A 20,623-nucleotide genomic window follows, 5' to 3' on the forward strand; every position below is an offset into this window, starting at 1 on the left:
CACGCTGGCAGCCAAACAGCTCGGCGGCCGAACCGCAAGCCGACATCAGTACTGAGAAGCCCGCTCCATCTCGCTCTGCCGGGGTCCAAATCTAGCTTCAGATCTTCACAGAGGATGCGGCCGCAATCGATCACGGTCCCCTCTGTCAGGCGCGTCCGGTGGTCAAGCACGCACAGGCCCTGCGCGGAGAGCCCGTGCACTGAGGAGCGCATATGCGCCAAGAGCGGCAAGAGCTGCCGCCAGCAGAATGGCCGTCGACGTCCCCGGTGCCAAACCTTGTGTTCCCATGCCGACGCTGAGCGTGATGAGAAGGTACCCTACCGCGAGCACAAAACCTCCCGCGACAATCGACAGCGGTTGCTGCTCGCTGTAAGGGATCAATGTTCCGACAGCCAGCGCGAGACCGAGTGCTAACACGCAGCGCGCGACCAGATCACCGAGATCTGCAGGCTGAACCAGGCGTGATGCCAGCAGCACAGTCGCAATGCAGCATGAAAGCAAACCGCTGGTCATGACAATTGCGATTGACTTTGCGATCACTCGAACGGCGGTGGTTGACCCGACAACTCGTCCAACCCATGCTGACGGCAAAGTGCGTCCCCCGGAATACAGGGCGAGCATCATCGGGAACACTGCAACCGAAAGGCCGAGCTGCCCCGCCAGTGCGCTGACCGCCGGCACTAAGGTCAGCGCGTATACTCCCCCAAGAGTGGCTGGCACGAGCAGCACAGTCATGGTGAACTGCGGGTTACGCACGGCGATCAACATCTCGAACCAAACGTGACCCCACCCCGCGGAACGACCCAGCGGCTTCATGCCGTGAAGCCAGCGCGGCTGCCGATTGCGAGAGCTCGGTGTTCTCAACTTCGCTCCGAACCACACGAGAGAAGCTGCGACAGCCCCCCAGAGGGTTGCGCCAATGATGGCCCCGGGCTGTCCGTAGGCTACCCAGGCAAATACTCTGGCTGGCAAAACCTCGCCTATGCCCCAGGTGAATTCGAGCACCGGTTGGGACGAGAGAATATCGGGCACTGTCGCTGCGAGAGTGATGACGAGGGCCGCCGCGCCCCCGAGCGTTGCTGCATACTGCGGGGGCAACCTGAGCAGTCGCGCCGATGCGTACTGCGCTACCGAGAACACGCCAATCGAGAATGCGAGAGCGACGATGACCAGCGCGATGTATGCGGCCACCCCTCCCACTGCGATCCACACACTCGTCGTTGTTCTGACGACTATCGCGATTCCGCTCATGGAAAGCGCAAGACTATAAACGAGACCTGCCGTGAATAACGGCACGATCTGGCCGAGCCGCGCCGTGACTCGATCGATCGGGAGCAGATCGATGAGGTTCTGAAGCGCTGTACGAGACGGCACCGACATGCAGAGCACGACTCCGATGGCTCCACCAGTGAGTGCAGCACCAGAGAAGGATGTACGAAGCGCCGCAGCCCGTAGCTCCGATGGGATATCGCCCTCTAAATGCGAAGCCGCGACAAGCGCGAGCAGCGCACCGAGGAATGAGGCAAGCACGAGCGAGACTCCCGCACCAACCTTGACGGTGCGTATACTCGTGCCGGTCGCCGAGGCTACCTCTCTGACCCACAGCTTTACAATCGTGGAGGAGACTGCGAGTACTCGAGCGGTCTTTGCCATGTCAGGTGGACTGAAGCTTGCGTGCGTTGCGGCGATGCCAGATCCCAGTGGTCAGAACCGTATAGACCACACCGATGGCGAGGACTGCGATGCCCATGCCGGCGAAGTTCGGGTCGAAGTTCAGCGCGATCGCGTCATTCTCCGATGTGGTCCAGATGTTGATAATGCCTGGAATACCCGCGCCCCCATCAGTGATGAACGCAAACGCCAGGCTCAGCAGCGTAGTGATGAACACGACGGCCGCTCCTAGAGCCAGACCGCTGATCGCATTGAGAATGATTCGAAGCGTGAAATTCATCACTATGTCCCTCTTTGTCGTGGTGAAAATGTGTTGGTAGTGAACGCCGTGGCGACAGCGTCGGCCCTCCGCGCCATATCAGAATCTCGACCCGTGACACGCATGAATACGTCTTCAAGGCTCGAACATCCCTCATTGGCGAGCCGCAACGATGCGGGCGATCCTTGCGCGACCGTTCTGCCGTCGCTCAAGATTGTGACGGTGTCACACTCTCGCTCTGCGCGCAGCATGTCATGCGTGGCAACAAGTACAGCGCCCCCCCCCGCCACGAATGAGGAAAGAAGCGTCCGCACTGTTACGGACGCTTCCGGGTCCAGCCCGCGGAACGGTTCATCGAGAACCAGAAGCCGAGGGTTATGCATCACTGCAGCGATGAGCTGTAGTTTGCGCTGCATGCCATGGGAATACTCCATAACCAGCTTGTCAAGATCAGCCGCAATGCCGAGGGCATCTGCCAAGAGTTTCGCCCTCTCTCGATCATCTCGCGCGCGCAACGTATCGTGAAAGGTCAGGAACTCCCGACCGGTAAGTGCAGTCGGGAGGGCGAGGTCGTCCGGTGCGAAGCCAAAGCTTGCGCGGCTTGCCTTGTCGGCGATGCCGCGCCCGGAAATAGTCACCTCGCCGCCATCCGAGTCCAGAAGACCAGTGACGATGTGGAGGGTGGTTGTCTTGCCGGATCCGTTTGGCCCGAGCAATCCATGAACGCTCCCGCTGGACACTTCGAATGAGACCGAGTTAACCGGTGTGCTCTTTCCGTAGTTCTTCCGGATCGTGGTTGCTGTCAGCGTCGGCGCGATCATCGTCACCCCCGCCCCCCCCCACATCGTCACCCGCGCCTATTTGGCGCAGTAGACCTTCCAGGTGCCGCCAGCATTGAAGCTCGGCATGTCCATGGCCGGCCAAGCGCCCCGCTGCTGGCAGTACAGGAACCACGCAGCCATCAGGCCCATCGCGATGATGATCGCGATGGGGATGAGAATGAGGAATGCCCCCTGATCGGCGCGAGACGCACCGGCGTCGCGCGCGCGTTCCAGTTTCGGCCCGGTGGCGTACAGCATGCTCTCCACGCCGTTCGTTGCTCTTACTGCCGCTTCTGTCAGCGTCATGTCAACTCCTTTGCTAAGCCTCATCCATTGAGGTCTTGGGAAAGCTACGTCGGCGGGGGTGGAGCGACAAGAAAGCGCAGTTTGCATCGCAAGAAGCGTAGACATACGTCCACGCTGACTGCACGAATGGCCACACACACGGGTGCCCGCCTGGCGATCGGGCGGAGGGCGATGTGCTGCTGCTCGACGGCGATCCCGCCCTGCGCTGGCGGGTGGAGCGCGACCTGCTACGGCAGCCGAGCAGGCGAGGCAGGCCTCGCGCGACCGGGTGGCGACAGCACGGTCGCCCTCCTCGCCCAGCAGGACGACGGCCGGCCAGTGGACTGGCACAGAACGGTCCGGGAGTAGGACGACCTGCTGGGGGCGCTCGCCTATGAGCGGCTCGCCGGCAACACGTCGCTGGGCCGGACGCGCCTGAGCCGAGAATCCACCGCCTCGGCGCAGCATCCCGATATGCGTTCTTTTGAGTTATTCAAATAACGGGGTACACTCGAGACATGGAGACAGAACTCGACTCGGCGCTTCGCGTTGCCGGGCTGCGTGCGACCGCGGGCCGCGTCGCCGTTCTCGAGGCTCTCGACTCCATGGCCCATACCGATGCGGAGCGGGTCTACCGCGCCGTGTCCGAAGTGCTGCCGACCACGTCGATCCAGTCGGTGCACAACATCCTCGCGGACCTGACGACGGCGGGTCTCATCCGCCGGATCGAACCGGCAGGTTCCGCGGCGCTCTATGAGCGGCGCATCGACGACAACCACCACCACGTCGTCTGCACCTCCTGCGGTGCGGTCGGCGATGTGGACTGCGTCGTCGGCGAAGCGCCGTGTCTCACCCCGTCCTCGACGGGTGGATTCACCGTCCAGACCGCCGAGGTCACCTTCTGGGGCCTCTGCCCCAGCTGCCAGAACGCCGCGCAATAGCCGACCGACGAACGCCCATCCACGGATGGGGGTATTCGTCGCGCCTGCGCGGAGAAGGAGAGAACCATGACGAAACCTGCCGATTCGTACCGTCCGTCCACCACCACGCAGGCCGGAGCCCCGATCGTGAGCGACGAGCATTCGCTGACGGTCGGCCCTGACGGCCCCACGGTCCTGCACGATCACTACCTGGTCGAGAAGATCGCGGCGTTCAACCGCGAGCGCGTGCCGGAGCGCAACCCGCACGCGAAGGGCGGCGGCGCCTTCGGTGAGTTCGTCGTCACCGAAGACGTGTCGAAGTACACCCGCGCTGCGGTGTTCCAGCCGGGCGCGAAGACCGAGGCGCTCATCCGCTTCTCGACGGTCGCCGGCGAGCAGGGCTCGCCCGACACCTGGCGCGACGTGCGCGGGTTCTCGCTGCGCCTGTACACGGAAGAGGGCAACCTCGACATCGTCGGCAACAACACCCCGACGTTCTTCCTGCGCGACGCGATCAAGTTCCCGGACTTCATCCACTCCCAGAAGCGCCTCGGCGACTCGGGTCTGCGCGACCCCGACATGCAGTGGGACTTCTGGACGCTCTCTCCCGAGACCGCGCACCAGGTCACCTACCTCATGGGCGACCGCGGCCTCCCGCGCAGCTGGCGGCACATGAACGGTTACGGCTCGCACACCTTCTCGTGGGTGAACGAAGCCGGTGAGCTCTTCTGGATGCGCTACCACTTCGTCTCGAACCAGGGCGTCGAGGCGATGGGCGCCGAGGAGGCGCAGCAGCTCGCCGGATCCGACGCCGACTTCTACCGCCGCGACCTGTTCGACTCGATCGCCCGCGGCGACCACCCCTCCTGGGATCTGTACGTGCAGATCATGCCGTACGGCGAGGCGAAGGACTACCGGTTCAACCCGTTCGACCTCACCAAGACCATCTCGCTCAAGGACTACCCGCGCATCAAGGTCGGCACGCTGACCCTGAACCGGAATCCGGAGAACTTCTTCACGCAGATCGAGCAGGCCGGCTTCTCGCCCAGCAACCTGGTGCCCGGCACCGGGCTCTCGCCGGACAAGATGCTGTTGGGCCGCATCTTCGCGTACCCCGATGCCCAGCGTCACCGCATCGGTCCGAACTACAACCAGCTGCCCGTGAACCAGCCGCACGCGGCCGAGGCGCGCAACTACCAGCACGAAGGTTCGATGCGGTACCAGCACAACGACGCCGCACACCGCACCTACCACCCGAACTCGTTCGGCGCGGCCGGGGGCCCCGAGGCGGATCCGACCGTGGCGCTCGAAGCGAACTGGGAGGCCGACGGCCAGCTCGTGCGCTCGGCGGCCACGCTGCACGCCGAGGACGACGACTTCGGCCAGGCGGGCACGCTCTACCGTGAGGTCTTCGACGGCGAGCAGCGGGCGCGGTTCCTCGAGACCCTCACCGGGCAGGGCCGCTCCATCACCATCGACGACATCCGCGAGCGGTTCTTCCAGTACTGGACGAACGTGGATGCCGAGCTCGGTGCAGCCCTGCGGGATCGGGTCTGATCCGCGCCATCCGCTGAGCCCCCGTCCTCGCGCCGAGACCCCCTCCTGCCCACGTCGACAGGAGGGGGTCTCGGCGTTACGGCGGGGTCTCGGGGTTGGAGGCCGGGTCTCGGGGTTGGAGGCCGGGTCTCGGGGTTGGAGGCGGGGTCTCGGCACAGGGCCGTGGGAGCAGCGCCGCTGACGCGGAACAGGGCCAAGATGGAAGGGTGGCCACCCCCCTCTCCGACCTGACCAGCATGCCCGACCCGCAGCACGTGTATGCCGCCGACGGCACACGCCTGGCGACGTACACCTGGGGCGATCCGGATGCTCCGGTCGTCGTGATCGTGCACGGATTCGCGTCGAGCGCCCGCGACAACTGGGTCCTGACCGGCTGGGTGCGCGAGCTCGACCGCGCCGGCTACCGGGTGCTCGCGCTCGATCAGCGGGGGCATGGGCGCAGCGAGAAGCCGCACGATCCGGAGGGGTACCGCATCCGGACGCTGGTGACCGATGTCGAGACCGTGATGGACACATACCTCGTGGACGACGCGTTCTACGTCGGCTACTCGCTCGGAGCCCGCGTGGGCTGGGAAGTGGTGCGCGAGCTGCCTCACCGCATCGGCCGGGCGGTGCTCGGCGGAGTGCCGGACGGCATCCCCCTGGCCCGCCTCGACCTGGACCAGGTGCGGGCGTACATCGCCGACGGCACCCCGGTCGCCGACCCCACGACGCAGAACTACATCGCGCTGACGGAGCGGGTACCCGGCAACGACCTGCAGGCACTGGTCGCGCTCGCGGAAGGGATGCGGTCGTCAGGGATGATCGACCCCGATCCATCGGATGCGCCGACGCGCCCGATCCTGTTCGCCACGGGTTCGAAGGATGCCATCATCGAGGGTTCACGGGCACTGGCGTCCGCGGCCCCCGACGGTCGCTTCTTCGAGATCCCGAACCGGAACCACTTCAACGCTCCGGGATCGCGGGACTTCAAAGAGGCGGCGCTGGCGTTCCTCTCCGAGGCGTAGCCGCTCGCCCGCTCGCCCACTCGCTCGCCCACCCGCCCACCCGCCCACCCGCCCATTGCGAAGGAGTTCTCACGGATTGAAGGACCGGATTCCGCATCCGGTCCTTCAATCCGTGAGAACTCCTTCGTTCCGTGCGAGCGAGGTGAGGGGCGCGGGCCCCCGGCCTAGACGGCGGAGCTCTCCGCGCGCTGGGGCAGCACCCATCCCGCGCGCGGGAAGTGGCAGGTGTAGCCGTTGGGGTACTTGATCAGGTAGTCCTGGTGCTCTTCCTCGGCCTCCCAGAACGGGCCCGCGGCCTCGATCGTGGTGACGGCCTTGCCCGGCCACAGGCCCGAGGCGTCGACGTCGGCGATCGTGTCGCGTGCGACCGTCTCCTGCTCGGGAGAGAGCGGGAAGATCGCCGAGCGGTAGCTCGAGCCGATGTCGTTGCCCTGACGGTCCTTCGTGGACGGGTCGTGGATCTGGAAGAAGAACGCAAGGATGTCGCGGTACGTCGTCTTGGTCGGGTCGAAAACGATCTCCACGGCCTCGGCGTGGCCGGGGTGATTGCGGTAGGTCGCGTGGTCGTTCGATCCGCCGGTGTAGCCGACGCGCGTGCCGATCACGCCGGGCTGGCGGCGGATCAGGTCTTCCATGCCCCAGAAACAACCGCCGGCGAGAACGGCCGTCTCGGTCCCGGGCGTGCGCGTGATGGTTCCGGTGTCGGTCATGACTGCTCCTCAGAGGTGTCGGTGGTGGGGGTGTTCGGCGTCTTCGCGAAGAGGGGACTGTAGCGACCGTACCCCTCCTCCTCCAGCCTGTCAGCCGGGACGAAGCGGAGGGCCGCCGAGTTCATGCAGTAGCGGAGCCCGCCCTCATCGCGGGGGCCGTCGTCGAAGACGTGGCCGAGGTGGCTGTCGGCGTTCGCGGAGCGCGCTTCGGTGCGCTTCATGAACAACGAGCGGTCGGTGCGCGTGGTGACGGCATCCGCCTCGATGGGCTTGGTGAAGCTGGGCCATCCGGTTCCGCTGTCGAACTTGTCGGTCGACGAGAACAGCGGCTCGCCCGAGACGACGTCGACGTAGATGCCGTCGTCGTGGTTGTTCCAGTACGCGTTGCGGAACGGCGGTTCGGTCGCGTCCTGCTGCGTCACCTCGTACTGCAGGTTCGTGAGGCCGCTGACGGCCTCGGGGGTCTTGCCGTAGTCGTTCGACATGATCTGACTCCTTAGTCCGACGTCGCTGGCTGCGGCGTCATAGGGAAGAACCGTGGACTGCGCCTTTTTGGTCCCTCGGGGCTGGGAGCGCGCTGTGAGTTTCTGCGAACTCGATAGAGTTGCCTCCGCACTGCACACCGCCCGAGGGGAACCGCCCATGTCCGTAGGACTGCTCGCCGTCGTCGACGACATCCTGAGCGCCGCGATGAAGGCCTCGGCCAAGGCAGCGGGTGTCGTGATCGACGACGCCGCGGTCACCCCGCAGTACGTGCAGGGCATCACGCCCGCGCGCGAGCTGCCCGTGGTCGGCAAGATCGCGCTCGGTTCGCTCGCGAACAAGTTCCTCATCATCATCCCGGCGGCACTGCTCCTCACCGCTTTCGCGCCGTGGGTGCTGCCGTATCTGCTGATCCTGGGTGGCGCGTACCTGTGCTTCGAGGGGGCCGAGAAGGTGCTCGAGTGGTTCGGCGTGCAGCACGGCCATGCCGACGAGGGCGCTCGCGACGAGAAGAAGCTGGTCCTGGGCGCGGTGCGCACCGACCTGATCCTCTCGACCGAGATCATGCTCATCTCGCTGGCGAGCCTGGAGAAGGGGCTCGACATCTGGGCGACGCTCGCGATCCTCGCCGTGATCGCACTCCTGATGACGGGCGTCGTGTACGGCGCCGTCGCCCTGCTGGTGAAGATCGACGACATCGGTCTGAAGATGGCGAAGAACCCGGTGCGGCGCGTGCGTCACACCGGAACCCGGATCGTGCGATCGATGCCCGCGGTGTTCCGCTTCATCAGCATCCTGGGCACGGTCGCGATGCTCTGGGTCGGTGGACACCTGGTGCTCGTGAACCTCGGCGAGGTCGGCTGGCACTTCCCGGTCGATGTGCTGCACGCGGTCGAGCACGCCCTGGAGCCCGCGGGCGCCGTCGTCGTCTGGATCGTCGACACCATCATCTCCGCGATCGCCGGTCTCATCCTGGGGCTGCTCATCGTCGGGATCGTGCTGGGCATCGCGAAGCTGTTCGGCAAGACGCCGAACTTCCACGAGGGCGAGGAATCCCCCGCCGACGTGCACGTCTGAGTCCGACGTCACCGTCTCGCGCCTTCCGCCGCCGCTATCCGCCGCGCGGGGGATGCGGCCTGCCGTCCACTTCGGTTTGATCGGAGCATGAGCACTGATCACGCCGACACTGATCGCGCCACACAGTTGCGTCGGACCCTGCGCCTGATCTCCGCCATCGCCATCGTGGGCATCGGTGCGGCCGTGGTCTGGTTCGTCTTCGCCGCCATCGCCGGATCAGGTGCTCAACTCACCGCCGCCAGCGCGACCGCCGCGGGGCTGGGCGCAGCCTGGTCAGCGGGATTCGCCGCCATCACCGCCCGGCTGCGTGAGGGAACTCGCGCTCACGCCGCGATGTCGTAGCGCGCTCTGCCCCCGAGCCTCGGCCTGCGGTGCGGATCGACGTTCGGCGGCGGGACGAGCCACACCCGCGCGGCGAACCCGCGTCCCTCGATCCTGATCTCCCAGTCGTTGTCGTGGATGCGATGATGACAGCTCTCGCAGAGCAGCACTCCGTTGTCGAGATCGGTCGGTCCGGCATCCCGCTGCCACCAGCGCAGGTGGTGCGCTCTGGTCATCTGCGGCGGCAGCCCGCACATCACGCAACCCCCGTCGCGTTCCACGAGCGCGAGTCTCTGGGCACGGGTGAACAGCCGCTTCTCACGCCCCCAGTCGAGGATCTCACCGCCACCGCCGAGGACGACGGGGATGATTCCCCCGCCGGCCGCCATCCGACGACATGCGGAGATGCTGACCGGCTGGTCGAGGCCGTCGACGGAGGCGAAGCCGGTTCCGGCGTTCAGCTCATCGAGCCCGACGCGCACGATGACCGTCGCCCCCGAGACGGGGAGGCCGCCGTTGTCGCATCCGCTCGCGTGCGCGCAGATCTCGGCGAGCGCATCGGCCTGCAGCATCGCGACGGTGCGCCGATCGGCATCCGGCGCCTCGGGATCGAGCACGTGCGCTCGCGCCTGGAACGTCGCGGTGACGTACGCCTGGATCGCCGCCTTGACCGGAGCGCCGGAGGCGACATCGGTCTGCAACGTCAGGTGCAGCGAGCCGTCGCGCTCGAACATCGTCAGAGAACGCCGCGACCGCGCCTCGTCTTCGCGTGGAGCCACACCGTCGGGGTCGAGCCAGGCCTCTGCGTGCACGACCAGCTTTCGCACGTCGTCGAGTGACAGCCCCGCCGCCCGCTCGACCAGGAGACGCTCGGCGTCGGTGGTGCGCTCCAGACCGGCTTTCAGCCGCGCCCGATCGAGCAGCGTCACGATCAACGCCGCCGCTGCCGCGCTGAGGGTGCCGGCACCGATCGCCTGCTGCACCTCGGGATACCGCGGCGGCAGCGCCTCGCCGATGAGGTTCGCCCGCGGCGCCGTCGCCTCGCCCACCTTGACCAACCGCGCCGCATCGCCCGTGGATCCGCCCGTCGTCGCGGCGATCATGGTGGCCGGGCTGCGGAAGCCCTGTTCCTTCGCCAGGCTCGCCGCCCCCAGCTCGGGCCGGGACTCCCGCGCGATGCTCGCCGCGAGCTCGGCGTGAATGCCATCGAGTCGGCGCTGCACCAGTCCCATCGCCCGGTGGGCCTCGAGCAGTTGCACCCGAGACAGTTCCGAGGCGTTTTCCGCATCGGCCCACACCTCTTCGAGGCACTCCACGGCCTCGATCAAGGGGGTCAGATGGGGGTTTGCCATGCTTCGAGTTTAGAAGATATCTTCGATATATAGGAGAGGCTGTGGATAAGTCGACGGGCTCGCATATCGCCGCGTCGACACCGTGTGCGCTCCCCGTGCGCTCGAAGGCGCGGCATCCTGCTAGCGTCGGCGATGCGCACCCGAAGCGCGGCAGCAGGATGCGCACCCGAGCGCAGCAGAAGAGAGACCACCCGCCGATGACAGACGTCCGAATCAGGGATGCGGAGACCGCAGACCTCGAGACGATCACCGCGATCCACAACCATGCGGTGCTGCACACCACCGCGATCTGGAACGAGGATGCGGTCGACCTCGCCGACCGCATCGCCTGGCTCGCCGATCGCACCTCGCACGGCTATCCGGTGATCGTCGCGGTCGACGACTCCGGCGTGCTGGGCTATGCGTCGTACGCGCAGTGGCGTCCACACAGCGGCTACCGGCACACGGTCGAGCACTCCGTCTACGTCCTCGGCGGTCAGCACGGCCGCGGGATCGGCACCGCGCTGATGGCCGCACTCGTCGAGCGCGCCCGCGCCGCGGGGATGCACGTCATGATCGCCGGAATCGAGAGCGGGAACGCCGCTTCCATCGCCCTGCACGAGCGCCTCGGCTTCACCGAGGTCGGGCGGATGCCGCAGGTCGGGGCCAAGTTCGGGCGCTGGCTGGACCTGAGCATGCTCCAGCTCGTGCTCGACGACCGCGCCGAACCCGGCGCCGCATCCTGACCATGGACCTGCTGCAGTGGTTCGTCGACGCCTTCAACTCGAACTGGACGCTGCCCGGCGGGCAGACGCTCCTCGTCCGTGAGGTCGTCGGCAACGCATTCGGCCTGGCGAGCGCGCTCGGCGGCATGCGCCGGAAGATCTGGGCGTGGCCGGTCGGCATCATCGGCAACCTGCTGCTGCTCACCGTCTTCCTCGGATCCGCGCTCAGCCCCGACCCCTCGCTGCCGCACCTGCTCGGCCAGGCCGGCCGGCAGATCATGTTCATCGCCGTCGCGATCTACGGATGGATGCGTTGGCGCAACGCCGAGGGTGGACAGATCGTGCCGAAGTGGGCGCCGACGGGGGCCCGCATCGGCCTGGTGATCGTGATGGTCGTCGGCACCGTCGCGCTGACCCCACTGTTCCGCGCGCTGGGCTCGTGGGAGCCGGTGTGGGCCGACGCCTGGACCTTCGTCGGCTCCCTGCTCGCCACCTACGGCATGGCCAAGGGCTGGACCGAGTTCTGGCTGATCTGGATCGCGGTCGACGTGGTCGGCGTGCCCCTGCTCTTCAGCTCCGGCTACTACGCGACGGGCTTCATGTACGTCTTCTACGGCATCTTCACCGCGGTCGGATTCGTCATCTGGTGGCGGGCGCAGCGCACCGCCGCGCAGCCGGTCGTGATCCTGCCGCCGGACCCCAATCCGAGGCGCCCCGAGGACGACGAGCTCGCCTGAGCGCGCCGCAGCCGGATCCGCCGTCGGCCGAGCTCAGTGCCGCACGCGCGCGAGGAACTCCGCGGTCGCGGCCTGCTGCGGCGCATCGAACACCTGCGACGGCGGCCCCTGCTCGACGACCACGCCGTGCTCGAGGAACACGATGCGGTCGGCGACCTCGCGGGCGAACGACATCTCGTGCGTCGCCATCACGATGGTCGCACCCTGCTGCTTGAGCTGACGCACCAGGTCGAGCACCTCGCCGACCAGCTGCGGGTCGAGCGCACTGGTGATCTCGTCGAGCAGCAGCACCTCGGGCTGCGTGAGGATCGCGCGCACGATCGCCACGCGCTGCTGCTGACCACCGGAGAGCCGGTCGGGGTACTCGTCGGCCTTGGCACCGAGCCCGAGCGTCTCGAGCAGCTCGCGCGCCTTGGCCCGCGCCTCGGTCTTGCGCATGCCGTGCACGCGGACCGCCGCGAGCGTGACGTTGTCGAGCACAGTGAGGTGCGGGAACAGGTTGAAGTGCTGGAACACGACCCCGATGCGGGCGCGCACGGCGTCGGCATCCACCCGCGGATCGGTGATGTCCTCACCCGACAGGAAGATCTGGCCGTCCTCGACGCCCTCGATGAGGTTCATCGTCTTCAGCAACGTCGACTTGCCCGAGCCGGAGGCGCCGATGAGCACGACCACCTCATGGGTGCCGACGGCGAGGTCGATGCCGCGCAGCACGTCGTGGTCGCCGAAGCGCTTGCGCACTCCCCTGGCCTCGATCACCGGAACGCTCATACGACCCCTCCGGCCTGCTCGCGCTTGTTCATCCGCGCGGTGACGACGTCGGTCAGGCGGATCATCGGCCAGCTGAGGATGATGAACATGAGCCCGGCGACGATGTACGGCGTGTAGTTGTAGGTGTCGGCGACCATCAGCTGAGCGGCGCGGACGGCATCGACCACGCCGAGCACCGAGATCAGGCCGACGTCTTTCTGCATCGACACGAAGTCGTTCATGAGCGCGGGCACGACCTTGCGCACACCCTGCGGGATCACGACGATGCGGAGCGTCTGGCCATGGGTCAGTCCGAGCGACCGTGCGGCGATGCGCTGCGATGGGTGCACGGCCTCCATGCCGGCGCGGAGCACCTCGGCGACGTACGCGGAGTACGTGAGGACGAGGGCGATCGTGCCCCAGAACATCGCGGGCATGCGCGGGAAGATCATCAGCGCGGGGATGCCGAAGCCGATCAGATACAGCACGATCAGCAGGGGGATGCCGCGGAAGAAGTCGGTGTAGGCCGCGGCGAGCGCGCGCAGCGGGAAGAACACCGGACCGCGCAGCGAGCGCATGGTGGCCAGGGTGGTTCCGAAGATCGCGACGCAGACCGCGGCGATCACCAGCACCAGGAGATTGACGAGCAGCCCCTGGAAGATCGGACCGATGCTGTCGAGCGCGACCTGCGGGTCGAAGAACGTCTGGCTGACGACTGCCCAGCCGGGGGTGTTGACGACGACGATCACCAGCACCGCGGCGACGACGAGGCTGCTGATCAGCGCGATCAGGACGGACCGGGTGGTCGCCCGGCGCCGCAGGACGCGGCGCGACAGCTCGAGCTCGCTCGGCTGCCACGCCGTGTCGACGGGCTGTGAGGTCATTTGAAGACGGGGACGTCGACCGCGTCGCTGAGCCACTTCTGCTGCAGCTCGTCGAGCGTTCCGTCTTCACGCAGGGCGTCGACCGCATCGGTCACGTCCGAGGTGAGCGCCGAGCCCTTGGGCAGCACGATGCCGAACTCGTCGCCGCCGTCGGCCCCGGCGAACTGTCCGGTGACCACGCCGTCGTCGAGCTGTGCGCCGACGACGTAGAACGCACCGGGGAGGTCAGTGATCATGGCGTCGATCTGGCCACCCTTGAGGGCGAGCACGACGTCGTCGACCGAGTTGAACACGCTGAGGTTCGCCTCACCGAGCTCGGCCTTGGCGACCGTGTAGCTGGTGGTGCCGCTGGCGACGCCGACCTTGGTGGCCTTGAGCTCGTCGATGGTCGTGGCCGATGCCGCGGGCGAGTCGCCGACCGCGACCACGGCCTGCGTGGTCGTGTAGTACGGCGACGAGAAGTCGACAGCCTTCTTGCGGTCGTCGGTGATGGAGAACTGCTGCAGGTTGATGTCCCAGTCCTTCGGGCCCGGCGCGATGGCGCCGTCGAAGGTCGTGCGCACCCAGACGATGTCGTCGGCCTTGTAGCCGAGCTGCTCGGCGACCGCGTTCGCGACCGCGCCCTCGAAGCCCTCGCCGTTGGAGGGGTCGTCGTCGACGAACCACGGCTCGTAGTTGGGCTCGCCGGTCGCGATCGTGAGCTTGCCCTCGGTCACGGTCTGCAGGCCCGAGTCGTCACCGCTGCCGGATCCGGTCTCGGCAGCGGGAGCGCTGCAGGCGGCGAGGGTGATGGCGAGGGCGGCGGCAGCGGCAGCGGCTGCCGCGCGGCGGAGGGAGGGAGCGAAGGGCACGATGACTCCAGTGCGAGGAAGGGTGTGGAGGAGACGGCGAGGCAGGCGGGTCTGCTTCTGCAGAGACGGTCTGCCTCTACAGAGTAGGCGATTCGGCGAGACGCCAATCGGCGAAATCGAAACCTGGAGACACGAAGCACGAGACCAGGACCTCGTCGGCATCGAGCGGGCGGGCGGCCTGCCAGACACCGGCGGGAACCAGCACCTGGGCGGCATCGTCGGGGCCGAGCACGACCGTGGTCGCCGCGCCCGGTTCCGCACCGTCGCCGCCGAGGCGGAGTTCGAGTCGGCCCGGACCATGCCAGAGCCAGAGCTCATCGCTGGTCACGACGTGCCATTCGCTGCGCTCAGAGGGCAGCAGCAGGTAGTGGATGCAGGTGGCCGCCGGTCGCGGGCCGTTCGGCGTCTCGACGGGCAGCGGGCTCGTCCACGTACGGCGGAACCAGCCGCCCTCGGGGTGGGCGGCGAGGTCGAGCCGCTCGGCGGTCGCGGGGCGCTGTGTCATGCGGAACCTCCGGATGCGGGTTCGACGGGTCGGGATGGGGCGGGTGTGGATTCGACGGCGGCGCGCCCGAAGGACTCGATCGCGAAGCGCACCTCGCCGGAGACGACTGTCGCGGCGGCGCGGCCGGCCCCGTGCTCGACGAGTTCGGCGACGGCATCCGGGCCGGCCGGGATATCGAAGAAGGTGAGGTCCGCGAGTGCGCCGACGGCGAGGTATCCGGTGCGTTCGGGGCCGACGTCGATCCCCATGGCGTGCGCGCCACCGAGGGTCGCGGCGCCGAGCAGTCGCGCGTGCAGGTCGCGGTCGGTGTAGCCCTGCGAACGGGCGATGCGGGCGAGCTCCGCCACATCGGCGAGCACGTCGAGCGAGGGGCTGGACGACAGGGAGTCGGTGCCGACGGCGATCGGGCTACCTTCACGCAGGTACGCGGCGATCGGCGGCTCCTCGAGTCCGATGACGGCGTTCGAGCGCGGGCACAGTGCCACGGTGGTGCGGCGCTCGCGCAGGATGGCACGGTCTCGGGCGCTCATGTACACGCCGTGCGCGATGTGACAGTCGGGCCCGAGCACGCCGAGCTGGTCGACGAACTCGGTGGCGCTGGTGCCGAATCCGGCCTTGCGCAGCTCCTGGAAGCTGGCGAGACCGGCGGTGTGCCAGGCCTGCGGATGCTCGTGCGCGAACTCGCTCTCGAACGCGGCCTCGCCGAGGTGGATGTGGATGCGTCCGCCGCGCTCGCGCACGATGTCAGGGATCTCGAGCAGCGGCTCGATGTCGAGCGAGTAGGGGGCGTGCGGCGAGAGGCCGGTTCCGGGCGGGGTGGGCAATGCGTCGAGGGCCTGCTCGACCTGCGCGCGTCCGGTGCGCGCCCAGTCGTCGTTGGTCCAGCTCATCACCTCCCAATAGGTGATGCCGTGCAGTCGGGCATCGTGCAGGGCGGTCGCCGCGGCGCGGTCGGTGACCACGTCGGCCACCGCGGTCGTGCCCGAGCGCAGCGCCTGTGCCGCGCCGTCGGCGGCATCCGCGGCCCAGTCGCGCCCGCCCTCGTAGACCGGGTCGAACGCTCGCACCCAGTCGTCGAACCCGTCGTACTGTCCGCGGCCGACCGAGGCCATGCCGGTGTACTGCAGATGGGTGTGCGCGTTCACGAGGCCCGGGGTCAGCACGCCGGGCCAGTGCACCTCGTCGGCCTCGATCCCGCGTTCGGACAGCGACCGCAGCACCCACTCGCGCTCGCCCACGTGCATGATGCGGCCGTCGCGCACGGCGACCGCGCCGTCGACGATCGGTGGCGCGGTGATCGGCACCACGAGCCCGGCGGAGTAGACGGTGACGGCGGTCATGCGGATGCTCCCCGGAATCGCGGCGAGCGCCACTCGCGCAGTGCATCGACCTGCGCGGGGCTGCGCTCGTCGATGCGCTCTCCGCGGGCGGCGAGTGCGGCCGTGCCGATCGTGGTGTCGGCCTCGGGCGGGAGCGGATGCACTCCGGCGGGCAGGTCGTGCGTGAGCAGATGCTCGACGGCGAAGAGCTGCACCGCGAACGACAGGTCCATGATCTCGATCGGGTTGCCCTCGCCAGCCGACAGGTTTACGCAGCCGCCGCGGGCGATCACGAGGGCACCGTCTCCGGCGCGTTCGACGAACGGAGGGGCTTCGCCGTTCTCGCCTGCATACGGTCGCAGCGTCGAGGGATCGAGGTCGATCTCGTGCGGAATGCCGCCCGCGACCGCGACGACCGCCGCCGTACGCAGCACCTCGGCGTCGACCGTGTGCGGAGCGCCCGTGCCCGAGACGACGAGTGCGCCGGGAGCGAGGTCATGCAGTCGGCCGATGCGGTGGCCGTCGTGGGCGGCCCGCAGTGCGCGGACGGAGTCGGTCTCGGTGACCGCGACCTGCACGCCGAGTGCCCGCAGGTGCGCGGCGACGCCCTCGCCGACGGGGCCGTAGCCGACCACGACCGCGGGCTGGTCGCGGAGGTCAATGCCCGCGGCATCCAGCGCATCGGCGATCGCGAACACGCACGACTGGCCGGTGCCGTAGCGGTTGTCGAAGGAGGTCTTGGTGAGGGCGTCGTTCACGGCGATGACGGGGATCTCGAGCACGCCTTCACGCTGCATGAGCCGAAGCGGAGTGAGCCCGCTCGTGGTCTCCTCGGCCGCACCCTTCAGTTCTGTGGCGATCCCCTCCTCATGCGCGAGGCGGATCAGGTGCGAACCGTCGTCGAGCAGCAGGTCGAACCCGCGGCGCAGGAACGACACGGCGGCAGTGCGTTCGGCAGCACCCGAGAGGGTCGGGTCGCCGTCGACGGGGATGCCCCGAGCACGCAGCACCGCCGCGACCTCGACGTCGATCTCATCGGGGTGCGCGTAGACGGCGACCGTGGCGCCGGCATCCCGCAGCAGCAGGGCGAGTTGGGCGGTCTTGGGTTCGAGCACCATCGCGATGCCGATGCGGACCCCGCGCACCGTCCCCTTCTCGCCGAGGCGCCGGGCGAGGTCGGAAGAGACGGGCATGTGACGTCCGGCCGCATCCACGCGGTCCTCGGCCGTCTTCCGCACGGGAAGCGGGTGGCCGTCGAGCAGGATCTCGGGCGCCTCGCCCGTCACGAACGTCACGCCGCCGTCGCCGAGGTGCGCACCGAGCGCCGGCAGCAGCTGACGCAGCGCCTCGGCCACGGCATCCGTCCCGACGACCGAGAAGTCCCGACCCGACACGAGCAGGTTGGTCTCGCGGGCGAAGCGGCGCACCAGACGCTGGGCGGTCACGGTCTCGTCGGTCACCTGTCAAGGGTAGAGCCCGCGGGGGTGGAAGATGAGCACGTCATGTACATCTCAGACTTCAAGATGTACAATTTGCCCATGTCCACGATCAGCGTCGCCGACGCGCGCAACAACCTCTCGACGGTCATCGCCCGCTCCCAGGAGGAGGCCGTGTTCATCGAGCGACGCGGTCAGCGTGCCGCCGTCGTGGTCAGCCCGGAGCAGTACGAACGGATGATCGAGGCACTTGAAGATGCCGAAGACGTGGCCGCGTTCGACGAGGCGATGGCCGAAGAAGGCCCGGACATCCCCTGGGATCAGGTGAAGGCCGACCTGGGCTGGACGTGAGTTATCGGATCGAACTGCGCCCCGCTGCGGTTCGAGCATTGAAGAAGGTCGACCATCAGGATCGCGACCGGATCCGCGGTGCCATCGCCCTGCTCGGCGAGAACCCCCGCCCGCCGGGAGCGAAGGCGCTGCAGGGACGCGACGGACTCCGCGTCCGCGTCGGGAACTACCGCATCATCTACACGATCGACGACGACGTGCTCATCGTCGCGGTCGTGACGCTGGGTCATCGGCGGGACGTCTACGAGCAGTAGCGAAGCCGGAGTGCTGGACGTCGCCGCCTAAAGCGAAGCCGATCCGATGCTTGCGGGGGCATCGACAACACAACGTAAGCCCGATCGGTTCACGGGCTGCGGCGGCGTCACGGATGAGGGGCACCGGACGTTGGTGAACCTCACCCATAGCAGCGGACGGATCAGTCGCGCCGTTTGCCACCCCGCTTGACACGAAGGACCAGGTAACCGACGAGTGCGACGACGACGATGAGCACGATCACCGTGATGACGAGGTGCAGGGGTGCGATACCGGAAGTCATGCGTGAGACGACCCTTCGTGTCGTGCCGGTTCCGCCCGGCGCCGGCGACGCACCCTCGCCCCGCCGAGGACCCCGCCGACAGTAAGGACCATGATTGCCGCGGAGACGTAGCCGTTCACGAAGAACGCAAGGACACCCACACCAACGACAATCAGGAGATCGGTCAGGGAACGCAGCCCGGTGTGGCTTCGTCGGGTGCTTCCAGGCCTCTGGATCACGTCGGTCCTCACTGTTCCTTCCGCGGCTCACTGGCGGCGCAAGGGGTTCCTTCACGGTAACATGTTACACGCCGAATCGGGCTTAGGGCCCTCCTCGCATGGGCTCGAGGATGCTAGTCTTGGAACATCACGATCAGCCCGCTCGCCTCACGGCTCGGGCTGATTTTCTTTTGGGGAGACACGTGGTCGAGTACACCAAGCCTTGGATGTCTATAAAGCAGCAGATTGCGCAACTCCAGGGCAGAGGTCTGATCGTCGACGACGAATCGGCCGCTGAACAGTTGCTCGAAGAGGTTGGCTACTACCGCCTCACGGGGTATCTCTATCCATCTCGCGAGTCGGAGAAGTTCATTGATGACCGCGGTCGCCAGTCGACTCGTATTCTGAGTTCGTATCGGAAGGACACCCGTCTGGAGCATGCTGCGGCGCTGATCGCATTCGATCGCGCGCTACGCCTGCTCGTTCTCGAGGCCGTCGAACGCATCGAGGTTTCGCTTCGTACTCAAGTCGGCTACATCCTCGGCCAGACTTCGGCCTTCGCGCACCTCGATCAACGATGCTTCACTCCGGCCTTCACCGCGCCATCCATCGATACGGGCGCTGGCGTGATGACGAGCAAACATGCCGAGTGGATCAGCCGCGTGGACGAAATGCGAGCCAGCTCGAAGGAAGCCTTCGTCGAGCACTTTCGACGGAAATGCGACGATCGAATGCCGATTTGGGCACTGACCGAGATTCTTGAACTCGGCCACCTCGCCAAGCTCTACCGCGGGCTGCAGAACGATCTCGCCACTCGGATCGCCCTTCATTACTCAGTACCCAGCAAGACTGTCCTGGCCAGCTGGATCGCGAGCACCAACTATGTACGGAACGTCGCGGCACACCAGGCGCGCTTGTTCAACAGAAAGCTCGTCGATGCGCCCACCAGACCAAAGAACAATGCGATTCCCGTGTTGGCGCACCTGCGTGAAGACACAGCGCCGAAGCAGGACTTCGGCCTCTACAACTCGTTGGCCGTAATCGCGTATCTGCTGCGCAGCATCGGTGGTTACGCCGATTGGACGCGGTGCCTCAAGGAATTGGTAGCCACCTTTCCGAGTGTCCCCCACGTGAGGATCGACAGCATGGGCTTCCCCGACGGGTGGGCTCAGCAAGGCCTCTGGAAAACCAGCGGATCGAGCTAGACCCATCGACCAGCATCCCCCGGAATGTGTCCGCGCATTTCGGCGGCCCTGGACCACCCCGCGCCGTTCGCCTTTCATGGGGGCATGACCCGTCAGATCCGCTTCAACGCGTTCGACATGAACTGCGTCGCCCACCAGTCGTCCGGCCTGTGGCGGCACCCCGACGACCGGTCGCGGCAGTACAACACGATCTCGTACTGGACGGATCTGGCGAAGCTGCTGGAGAGCGCGACCTTCGACGGCATCTTCATCGCCGACGTGCTCGGCACCTACGACGTCTACGGCGGCACGAACGAGGCCGCGATCCGCAACGGCGCCCAGGTGCCCGTGAACGACCCGATCCTGCTGGTGAGCGCGATGGCCGCGGTCACCGAGAACCTCGGCTTCGGCATCACCGCGGGCACCGCATTCGAGCACCCCTACCCCTTCGCGCGCCGGCTGAGCACCCTCGACCACCTCACCCAGGGCCGGATCGGCTGGAACGTCGTGACCGGATACCTGCCCAGCGCCGCCCGCAACATGGGCCAGGAGGATCAGCTCGCGCACGACGACCGCTATGACCACGCGGACGAGTACGTCGAGGTGCTCTACAAGCTCTGGGAGGGCTCGTGGGAAGACGACGCCGTGGTCGTGAGTATTCGAGGGGCTGAGCAGCACTGTTATTGCGGTTGAGCAGCACTGAGTAT

Annotated in this window: 23 protein-coding genes and 1 pseudogene; 11 read left to right on the forward strand and 13 right to left on the reverse strand. The window is 67.1% G+C overall.

Annotated features, from left to right (window positions below; all coding sequences use genetic code 11):
* Positions 1-162: 162 nt before the first annotated feature.
* The 4 genes from OC372_RS11255 to OC372_RS11270 are packed head-to-tail and all read right to left on the reverse strand — an operon-like array spanning position 163 to position 3,057.
* Entirely contained in the window at positions 163-1,653 is a 1,491-nt protein-coding gene (locus tag OC372_RS11255) for a hypothetical protein (protein WP_262002085.1), read from the reverse strand.
* A 1-nt stretch (position 1,654) separates the two neighbouring features.
* Positions 1,655-1,951 carry a hypothetical protein gene (locus OC372_RS11260; RefSeq protein WP_262002086.1) on the reverse strand — a complete coding sequence of 99 codons (297 nt, stop codon included), beginning with the start codon at positions 1,949-1,951 and terminating at the stop codon, positions 1,655-1,657.
* Between the two features lie 2 nt (positions 1,952-1,953).
* Complete coding sequence (locus tag OC372_RS11265; protein ID WP_262002106.1) at positions 1,954-2,751, reverse strand: ABC transporter ATP-binding protein; 798 nt, start codon at positions 2,749-2,751, stop codon at positions 1,954-1,956.
* Between the two features lie 36 nt (positions 2,752-2,787).
* Positions 2,788-3,057 carry a hypothetical protein gene (locus OC372_RS11270; protein WP_262002087.1) on the reverse strand — a complete coding sequence of 90 codons (270 nt, stop codon included), beginning with the start codon at positions 3,055-3,057 and terminating at the stop codon, positions 2,788-2,790.
* A gap of 497 nt (positions 3,058-3,554) precedes the next feature.
* Here OC372_RS11270 and OC372_RS11275 point away from each other — a divergent pair, with 497 nt between their 5' ends.
* The 3 genes from OC372_RS11275 (at position 3,555) to OC372_RS11285 (ending at position 6,520) form a co-directional block, all read left to right on the forward strand.
* Complete coding sequence (locus OC372_RS11275) at positions 3,555-3,977, forward strand: Fur family transcriptional regulator (protein WP_029264333.1); 423 nt, start codon at positions 3,555-3,557, stop codon at positions 3,975-3,977.
* 66 nt (positions 3,978-4,043) lie between these two features.
* Positions 4,044-5,513, forward strand: coding sequence for a catalase (locus OC372_RS11280; protein ID WP_262002088.1), 1,470 nt, complete (start codon positions 4,044-4,046; stop codon positions 5,511-5,513).
* A 206-nt stretch (positions 5,514-5,719) separates the two neighbouring features.
* The gene (locus OC372_RS11285) at positions 5,720-6,520 is read left to right on the forward strand and encodes an alpha/beta fold hydrolase (protein WP_262002089.1); all 801 of its coding nucleotides are present in this window, start codon (positions 5,720-5,722) and stop codon (positions 6,518-6,520) included.
* 164 nt (positions 6,521-6,684) lie between these two features.
* On the opposite strand, the gene msrA is transcribed toward OC372_RS11285, so the two are convergent.
* Both msrA and msrB read right to left on the reverse strand, forming a co-directional pair.
* Positions 6,685-7,230: a peptide-methionine (S)-S-oxide reductase MsrA gene (msrA, locus tag OC372_RS11290; protein ID WP_029264330.1), complete on the reverse strand. Its 546-nt coding sequence runs from the start codon at positions 7,228-7,230 to the stop codon at positions 6,685-6,687.
* The gene (msrB, locus tag OC372_RS11295) at positions 7,227-7,715 is read right to left on the reverse strand and encodes a peptide-methionine (R)-S-oxide reductase MsrB (protein ID WP_029264329.1); all 489 of its coding nucleotides are present in this window, start codon (positions 7,713-7,715) and stop codon (positions 7,227-7,229) included. The genes msrA and msrB overlap by 4 nt, the downstream gene beginning before the upstream one ends.
* Positions 7,716-7,872: 157 nt before the next feature.
* On the opposite strand from msrB, the gene OC372_RS11300 reads away from it, so the two are divergent.
* Positions 7,873-8,790, forward strand: a complete 918-nt coding sequence (locus OC372_RS11300; protein WP_262002090.1) for a DUF808 domain-containing protein — start codon at positions 7,873-7,875, stop codon at positions 8,788-8,790.
* An 87-nt stretch (positions 8,791-8,877) separates the two neighbouring features.
* Positions 8,878-9,132, forward strand: coding sequence for a hypothetical protein (locus tag OC372_RS11305; protein ID WP_262002091.1), 255 nt, complete (start codon positions 8,878-8,880; stop codon positions 9,130-9,132).
* On the opposite strand, the gene OC372_RS11310 is transcribed toward OC372_RS11305, so the two are convergent.
* Complete coding sequence (locus OC372_RS11310) at positions 9,114-10,463, reverse strand: HNH endonuclease (protein WP_262002092.1); 1,350 nt, start codon at positions 10,461-10,463, stop codon at positions 9,114-9,116. The two genes, OC372_RS11305 and OC372_RS11310, sit on opposite strands and share 19 nt — an antisense overlap.
* A gap of 197 nt (positions 10,464-10,660) precedes the next feature.
* Here OC372_RS11310 and OC372_RS11315 point away from each other — a divergent pair, with 197 nt between their 5' ends.
* Both OC372_RS11315 and pnuC read left to right on the forward strand, forming a co-directional pair.
* Complete coding sequence (locus tag OC372_RS11315) at positions 10,661-11,188, forward strand: GNAT family N-acetyltransferase (protein ID WP_262002093.1); 528 nt, start codon at positions 10,661-10,663, stop codon at positions 11,186-11,188.
* A gap of 2 nt (positions 11,189-11,190) precedes the next feature.
* A complete protein-coding gene (gene pnuC / locus OC372_RS11320; protein WP_105712098.1) occupies positions 11,191-11,904 on the forward strand; it encodes a nicotinamide riboside transporter PnuC in 714 nt (237 codons plus the stop codon).
* Positions 11,905-11,937: 33 nt separating this feature from the next.
* Here pnuC and OC372_RS11325 read toward each other — a convergent pair whose 3' ends face one another.
* The 6 genes from OC372_RS11325 to OC372_RS11350 form a co-directional block, all read right to left on the reverse strand.
* Positions 11,938-12,675 carry an amino acid ABC transporter ATP-binding protein gene (locus OC372_RS11325; protein ID WP_262002094.1) on the reverse strand — a complete coding sequence of 246 codons (738 nt, stop codon included), beginning with the start codon at positions 12,673-12,675 and terminating at the stop codon, positions 11,938-11,940.
* Positions 12,672-13,538 (reverse strand): amino acid ABC transporter permease, encoded by an 867-nt coding sequence (locus OC372_RS11330; protein ID WP_091030652.1) that lies wholly within the window; start codon positions 13,536-13,538, stop codon positions 12,672-12,674. The genes OC372_RS11325 and OC372_RS11330 overlap by 4 nt, the downstream gene beginning before the upstream one ends.
* Positions 13,535-14,389 carry an ABC transporter substrate-binding protein gene (locus tag OC372_RS11335; protein ID WP_262002095.1) on the reverse strand — a complete coding sequence of 285 codons (855 nt, stop codon included), beginning with the start codon at positions 14,387-14,389 and terminating at the stop codon, positions 13,535-13,537. Before OC372_RS11335 ends, OC372_RS11330 begins: the two co-directional genes overlap by 4 nt.
* Positions 14,390-14,465: 76 nt before the next feature.
* Positions 14,466-14,894 carry a cupin domain-containing protein gene (locus OC372_RS11340; protein ID WP_262002096.1) on the reverse strand — a complete coding sequence of 143 codons (429 nt, stop codon included), beginning with the start codon at positions 14,892-14,894 and terminating at the stop codon, positions 14,466-14,468.
* The gene (locus tag OC372_RS11345; protein ID WP_262002097.1) at positions 14,891-16,234 is read right to left on the reverse strand and encodes an amidohydrolase family protein; all 1,344 of its coding nucleotides are present in this window, start codon (positions 16,232-16,234) and stop codon (positions 14,891-14,893) included. The genes OC372_RS11340 and OC372_RS11345 overlap by 4 nt, the downstream gene beginning before the upstream one ends.
* Positions 16,231-17,673, reverse strand: a complete 1,443-nt coding sequence (locus OC372_RS11350; RefSeq protein WP_262002098.1) for an adenosylhomocysteinase — start codon at positions 17,671-17,673, stop codon at positions 16,231-16,233. The genes OC372_RS11345 and OC372_RS11350 overlap by 4 nt, the downstream gene beginning before the upstream one ends.
* Before the next feature lie 78 nt (positions 17,674-17,751).
* On the opposite strand from OC372_RS11350, the gene OC372_RS11355 reads away from it, so the two are divergent.
* The 4 genes and pseudogenes from OC372_RS11355 to OC372_RS11370 all read left to right on the forward strand — a co-directional run.
* Positions 17,752-18,000: a type II toxin-antitoxin system Phd/YefM family antitoxin gene (locus tag OC372_RS11355; protein WP_029264316.1), complete on the forward strand. Its 249-nt coding sequence runs from the start codon at positions 17,752-17,754 to the stop codon at positions 17,998-18,000.
* The gene (locus OC372_RS11360) at positions 17,997-18,254 is read left to right on the forward strand and encodes a type II toxin-antitoxin system RelE family toxin (protein ID WP_029264315.1); all 258 of its coding nucleotides are present in this window, start codon (positions 17,997-17,999) and stop codon (positions 18,252-18,254) included. Before OC372_RS11355 ends, OC372_RS11360 begins: the two co-directional genes overlap by 4 nt.
* Before the next feature lie 681 nt (positions 18,255-18,935).
* Positions 18,936-19,937 (forward strand): Abi family protein, encoded by a 1,002-nt coding sequence (locus OC372_RS11365; RefSeq protein WP_262002099.1) that lies wholly within the window; start codon positions 18,936-18,938, stop codon positions 19,935-19,937.
* Between the two features lie 84 nt (positions 19,938-20,021).
* Positions 20,022-20,567, forward strand: a pseudogene (locus OC372_RS11370) (LLM class flavin-dependent oxidoreductase); the annotation flags it as partial.
* Positions 20,568-20,623: the final 56 nt, after the last annotated feature.

This window comes from Microbacterium sp. Mcb102 (assembly GCF_024519805.1).
Lineage (GTDB): Bacteria > Actinomycetota > Actinomycetes > Actinomycetales > Microbacteriaceae > Microbacterium.

Coding starts and splice junctions, on each gene's coding strand:
- OC372_RS11275 (WP_029264333.1), top strand. CDS start 3,555: ATGGAGACAGAACTCGACTCGGCGCTTCGCGTTGCCGGGCTGCGTGCG.
- OC372_RS11325 (WP_262002094.1), bottom strand. CDS start 12,675: ATGAGCGTTCCGGTGATCGAGGCCAGGGGAGTGCGCAAGCGCTTCGGC.
- OC372_RS11300 (WP_262002090.1), top strand. CDS start 7,873: ATGTCCGTAGGACTGCTCGCCGTCGTCGACGACATCCTGAGCGCCGCG.
- OC372_RS11270 (WP_262002087.1), bottom strand. CDS start 3,057: ATGACGCTGACAGAAGCGGCAGTAAGAGCAACGAACGGCGTGGAGAGC.
- pnuC (WP_105712098.1), top strand. CDS start 11,191: ATGGACCTGCTGCAGTGGTTCGTCGACGCCTTCAACTCGAACTGGACG.
- OC372_RS11260 (WP_262002086.1), bottom strand. CDS start 1,951: ATGAATTTCACGCTTCGAATCATTCTCAATGCGATCAGCGGTCTGGCT.
- msrA (WP_029264330.1), bottom strand. CDS start 7,230: ATGACCGACACCGGAACCATCACGCGCACGCCCGGGACCGAGACGGCC.
- OC372_RS11310 (WP_262002092.1), bottom strand. CDS start 10,463: ATGGCAAACCCCCATCTGACCCCCTTGATCGAGGCCGTGGAGTGCCTC.
- OC372_RS11345 (WP_262002097.1), bottom strand. CDS start 16,234: ATGACCGCCGTCACCGTCTACTCCGCCGGGCTCGTGGTGCCGATCACC.
- OC372_RS11305 (WP_262002091.1), top strand. CDS start 8,878: ATGAGCACTGATCACGCCGACACTGATCGCGCCACACAGTTGCGTCGG.
- OC372_RS11280 (WP_262002088.1), top strand. CDS start 4,044: ATGACGAAACCTGCCGATTCGTACCGTCCGTCCACCACCACGCAGGCC.
- msrB (WP_029264329.1), bottom strand. CDS start 7,715: ATGTCGAACGACTACGGCAAGACCCCCGAGGCCGTCAGCGGCCTCACG.
- OC372_RS11340 (WP_262002096.1), bottom strand. CDS start 14,894: ATGACACAGCGCCCCGCGACCGCCGAGCGGCTCGACCTCGCCGCCCAC.
- OC372_RS11315 (WP_262002093.1), top strand. CDS start 10,661: ATGACAGACGTCCGAATCAGGGATGCGGAGACCGCAGACCTCGAGACG.
- OC372_RS11265 (WP_262002106.1), bottom strand. CDS start 2,751: ATGATCGCGCCGACGCTGACAGCAACCACGATCCGGAAGAACTACGGA.
- OC372_RS11255 (WP_262002085.1), bottom strand. CDS start 1,653: ATGGCAAAGACCGCTCGAGTACTCGCAGTCTCCTCCACGATTGTAAAG.
- OC372_RS11355 (WP_029264316.1), top strand. CDS start 17,752: ATGTCCACGATCAGCGTCGCCGACGCGCGCAACAACCTCTCGACGGTC.
- OC372_RS11330 (WP_091030652.1), bottom strand. CDS start 13,538: ATGACCTCACAGCCCGTCGACACGGCGTGGCAGCCGAGCGAGCTCGAG.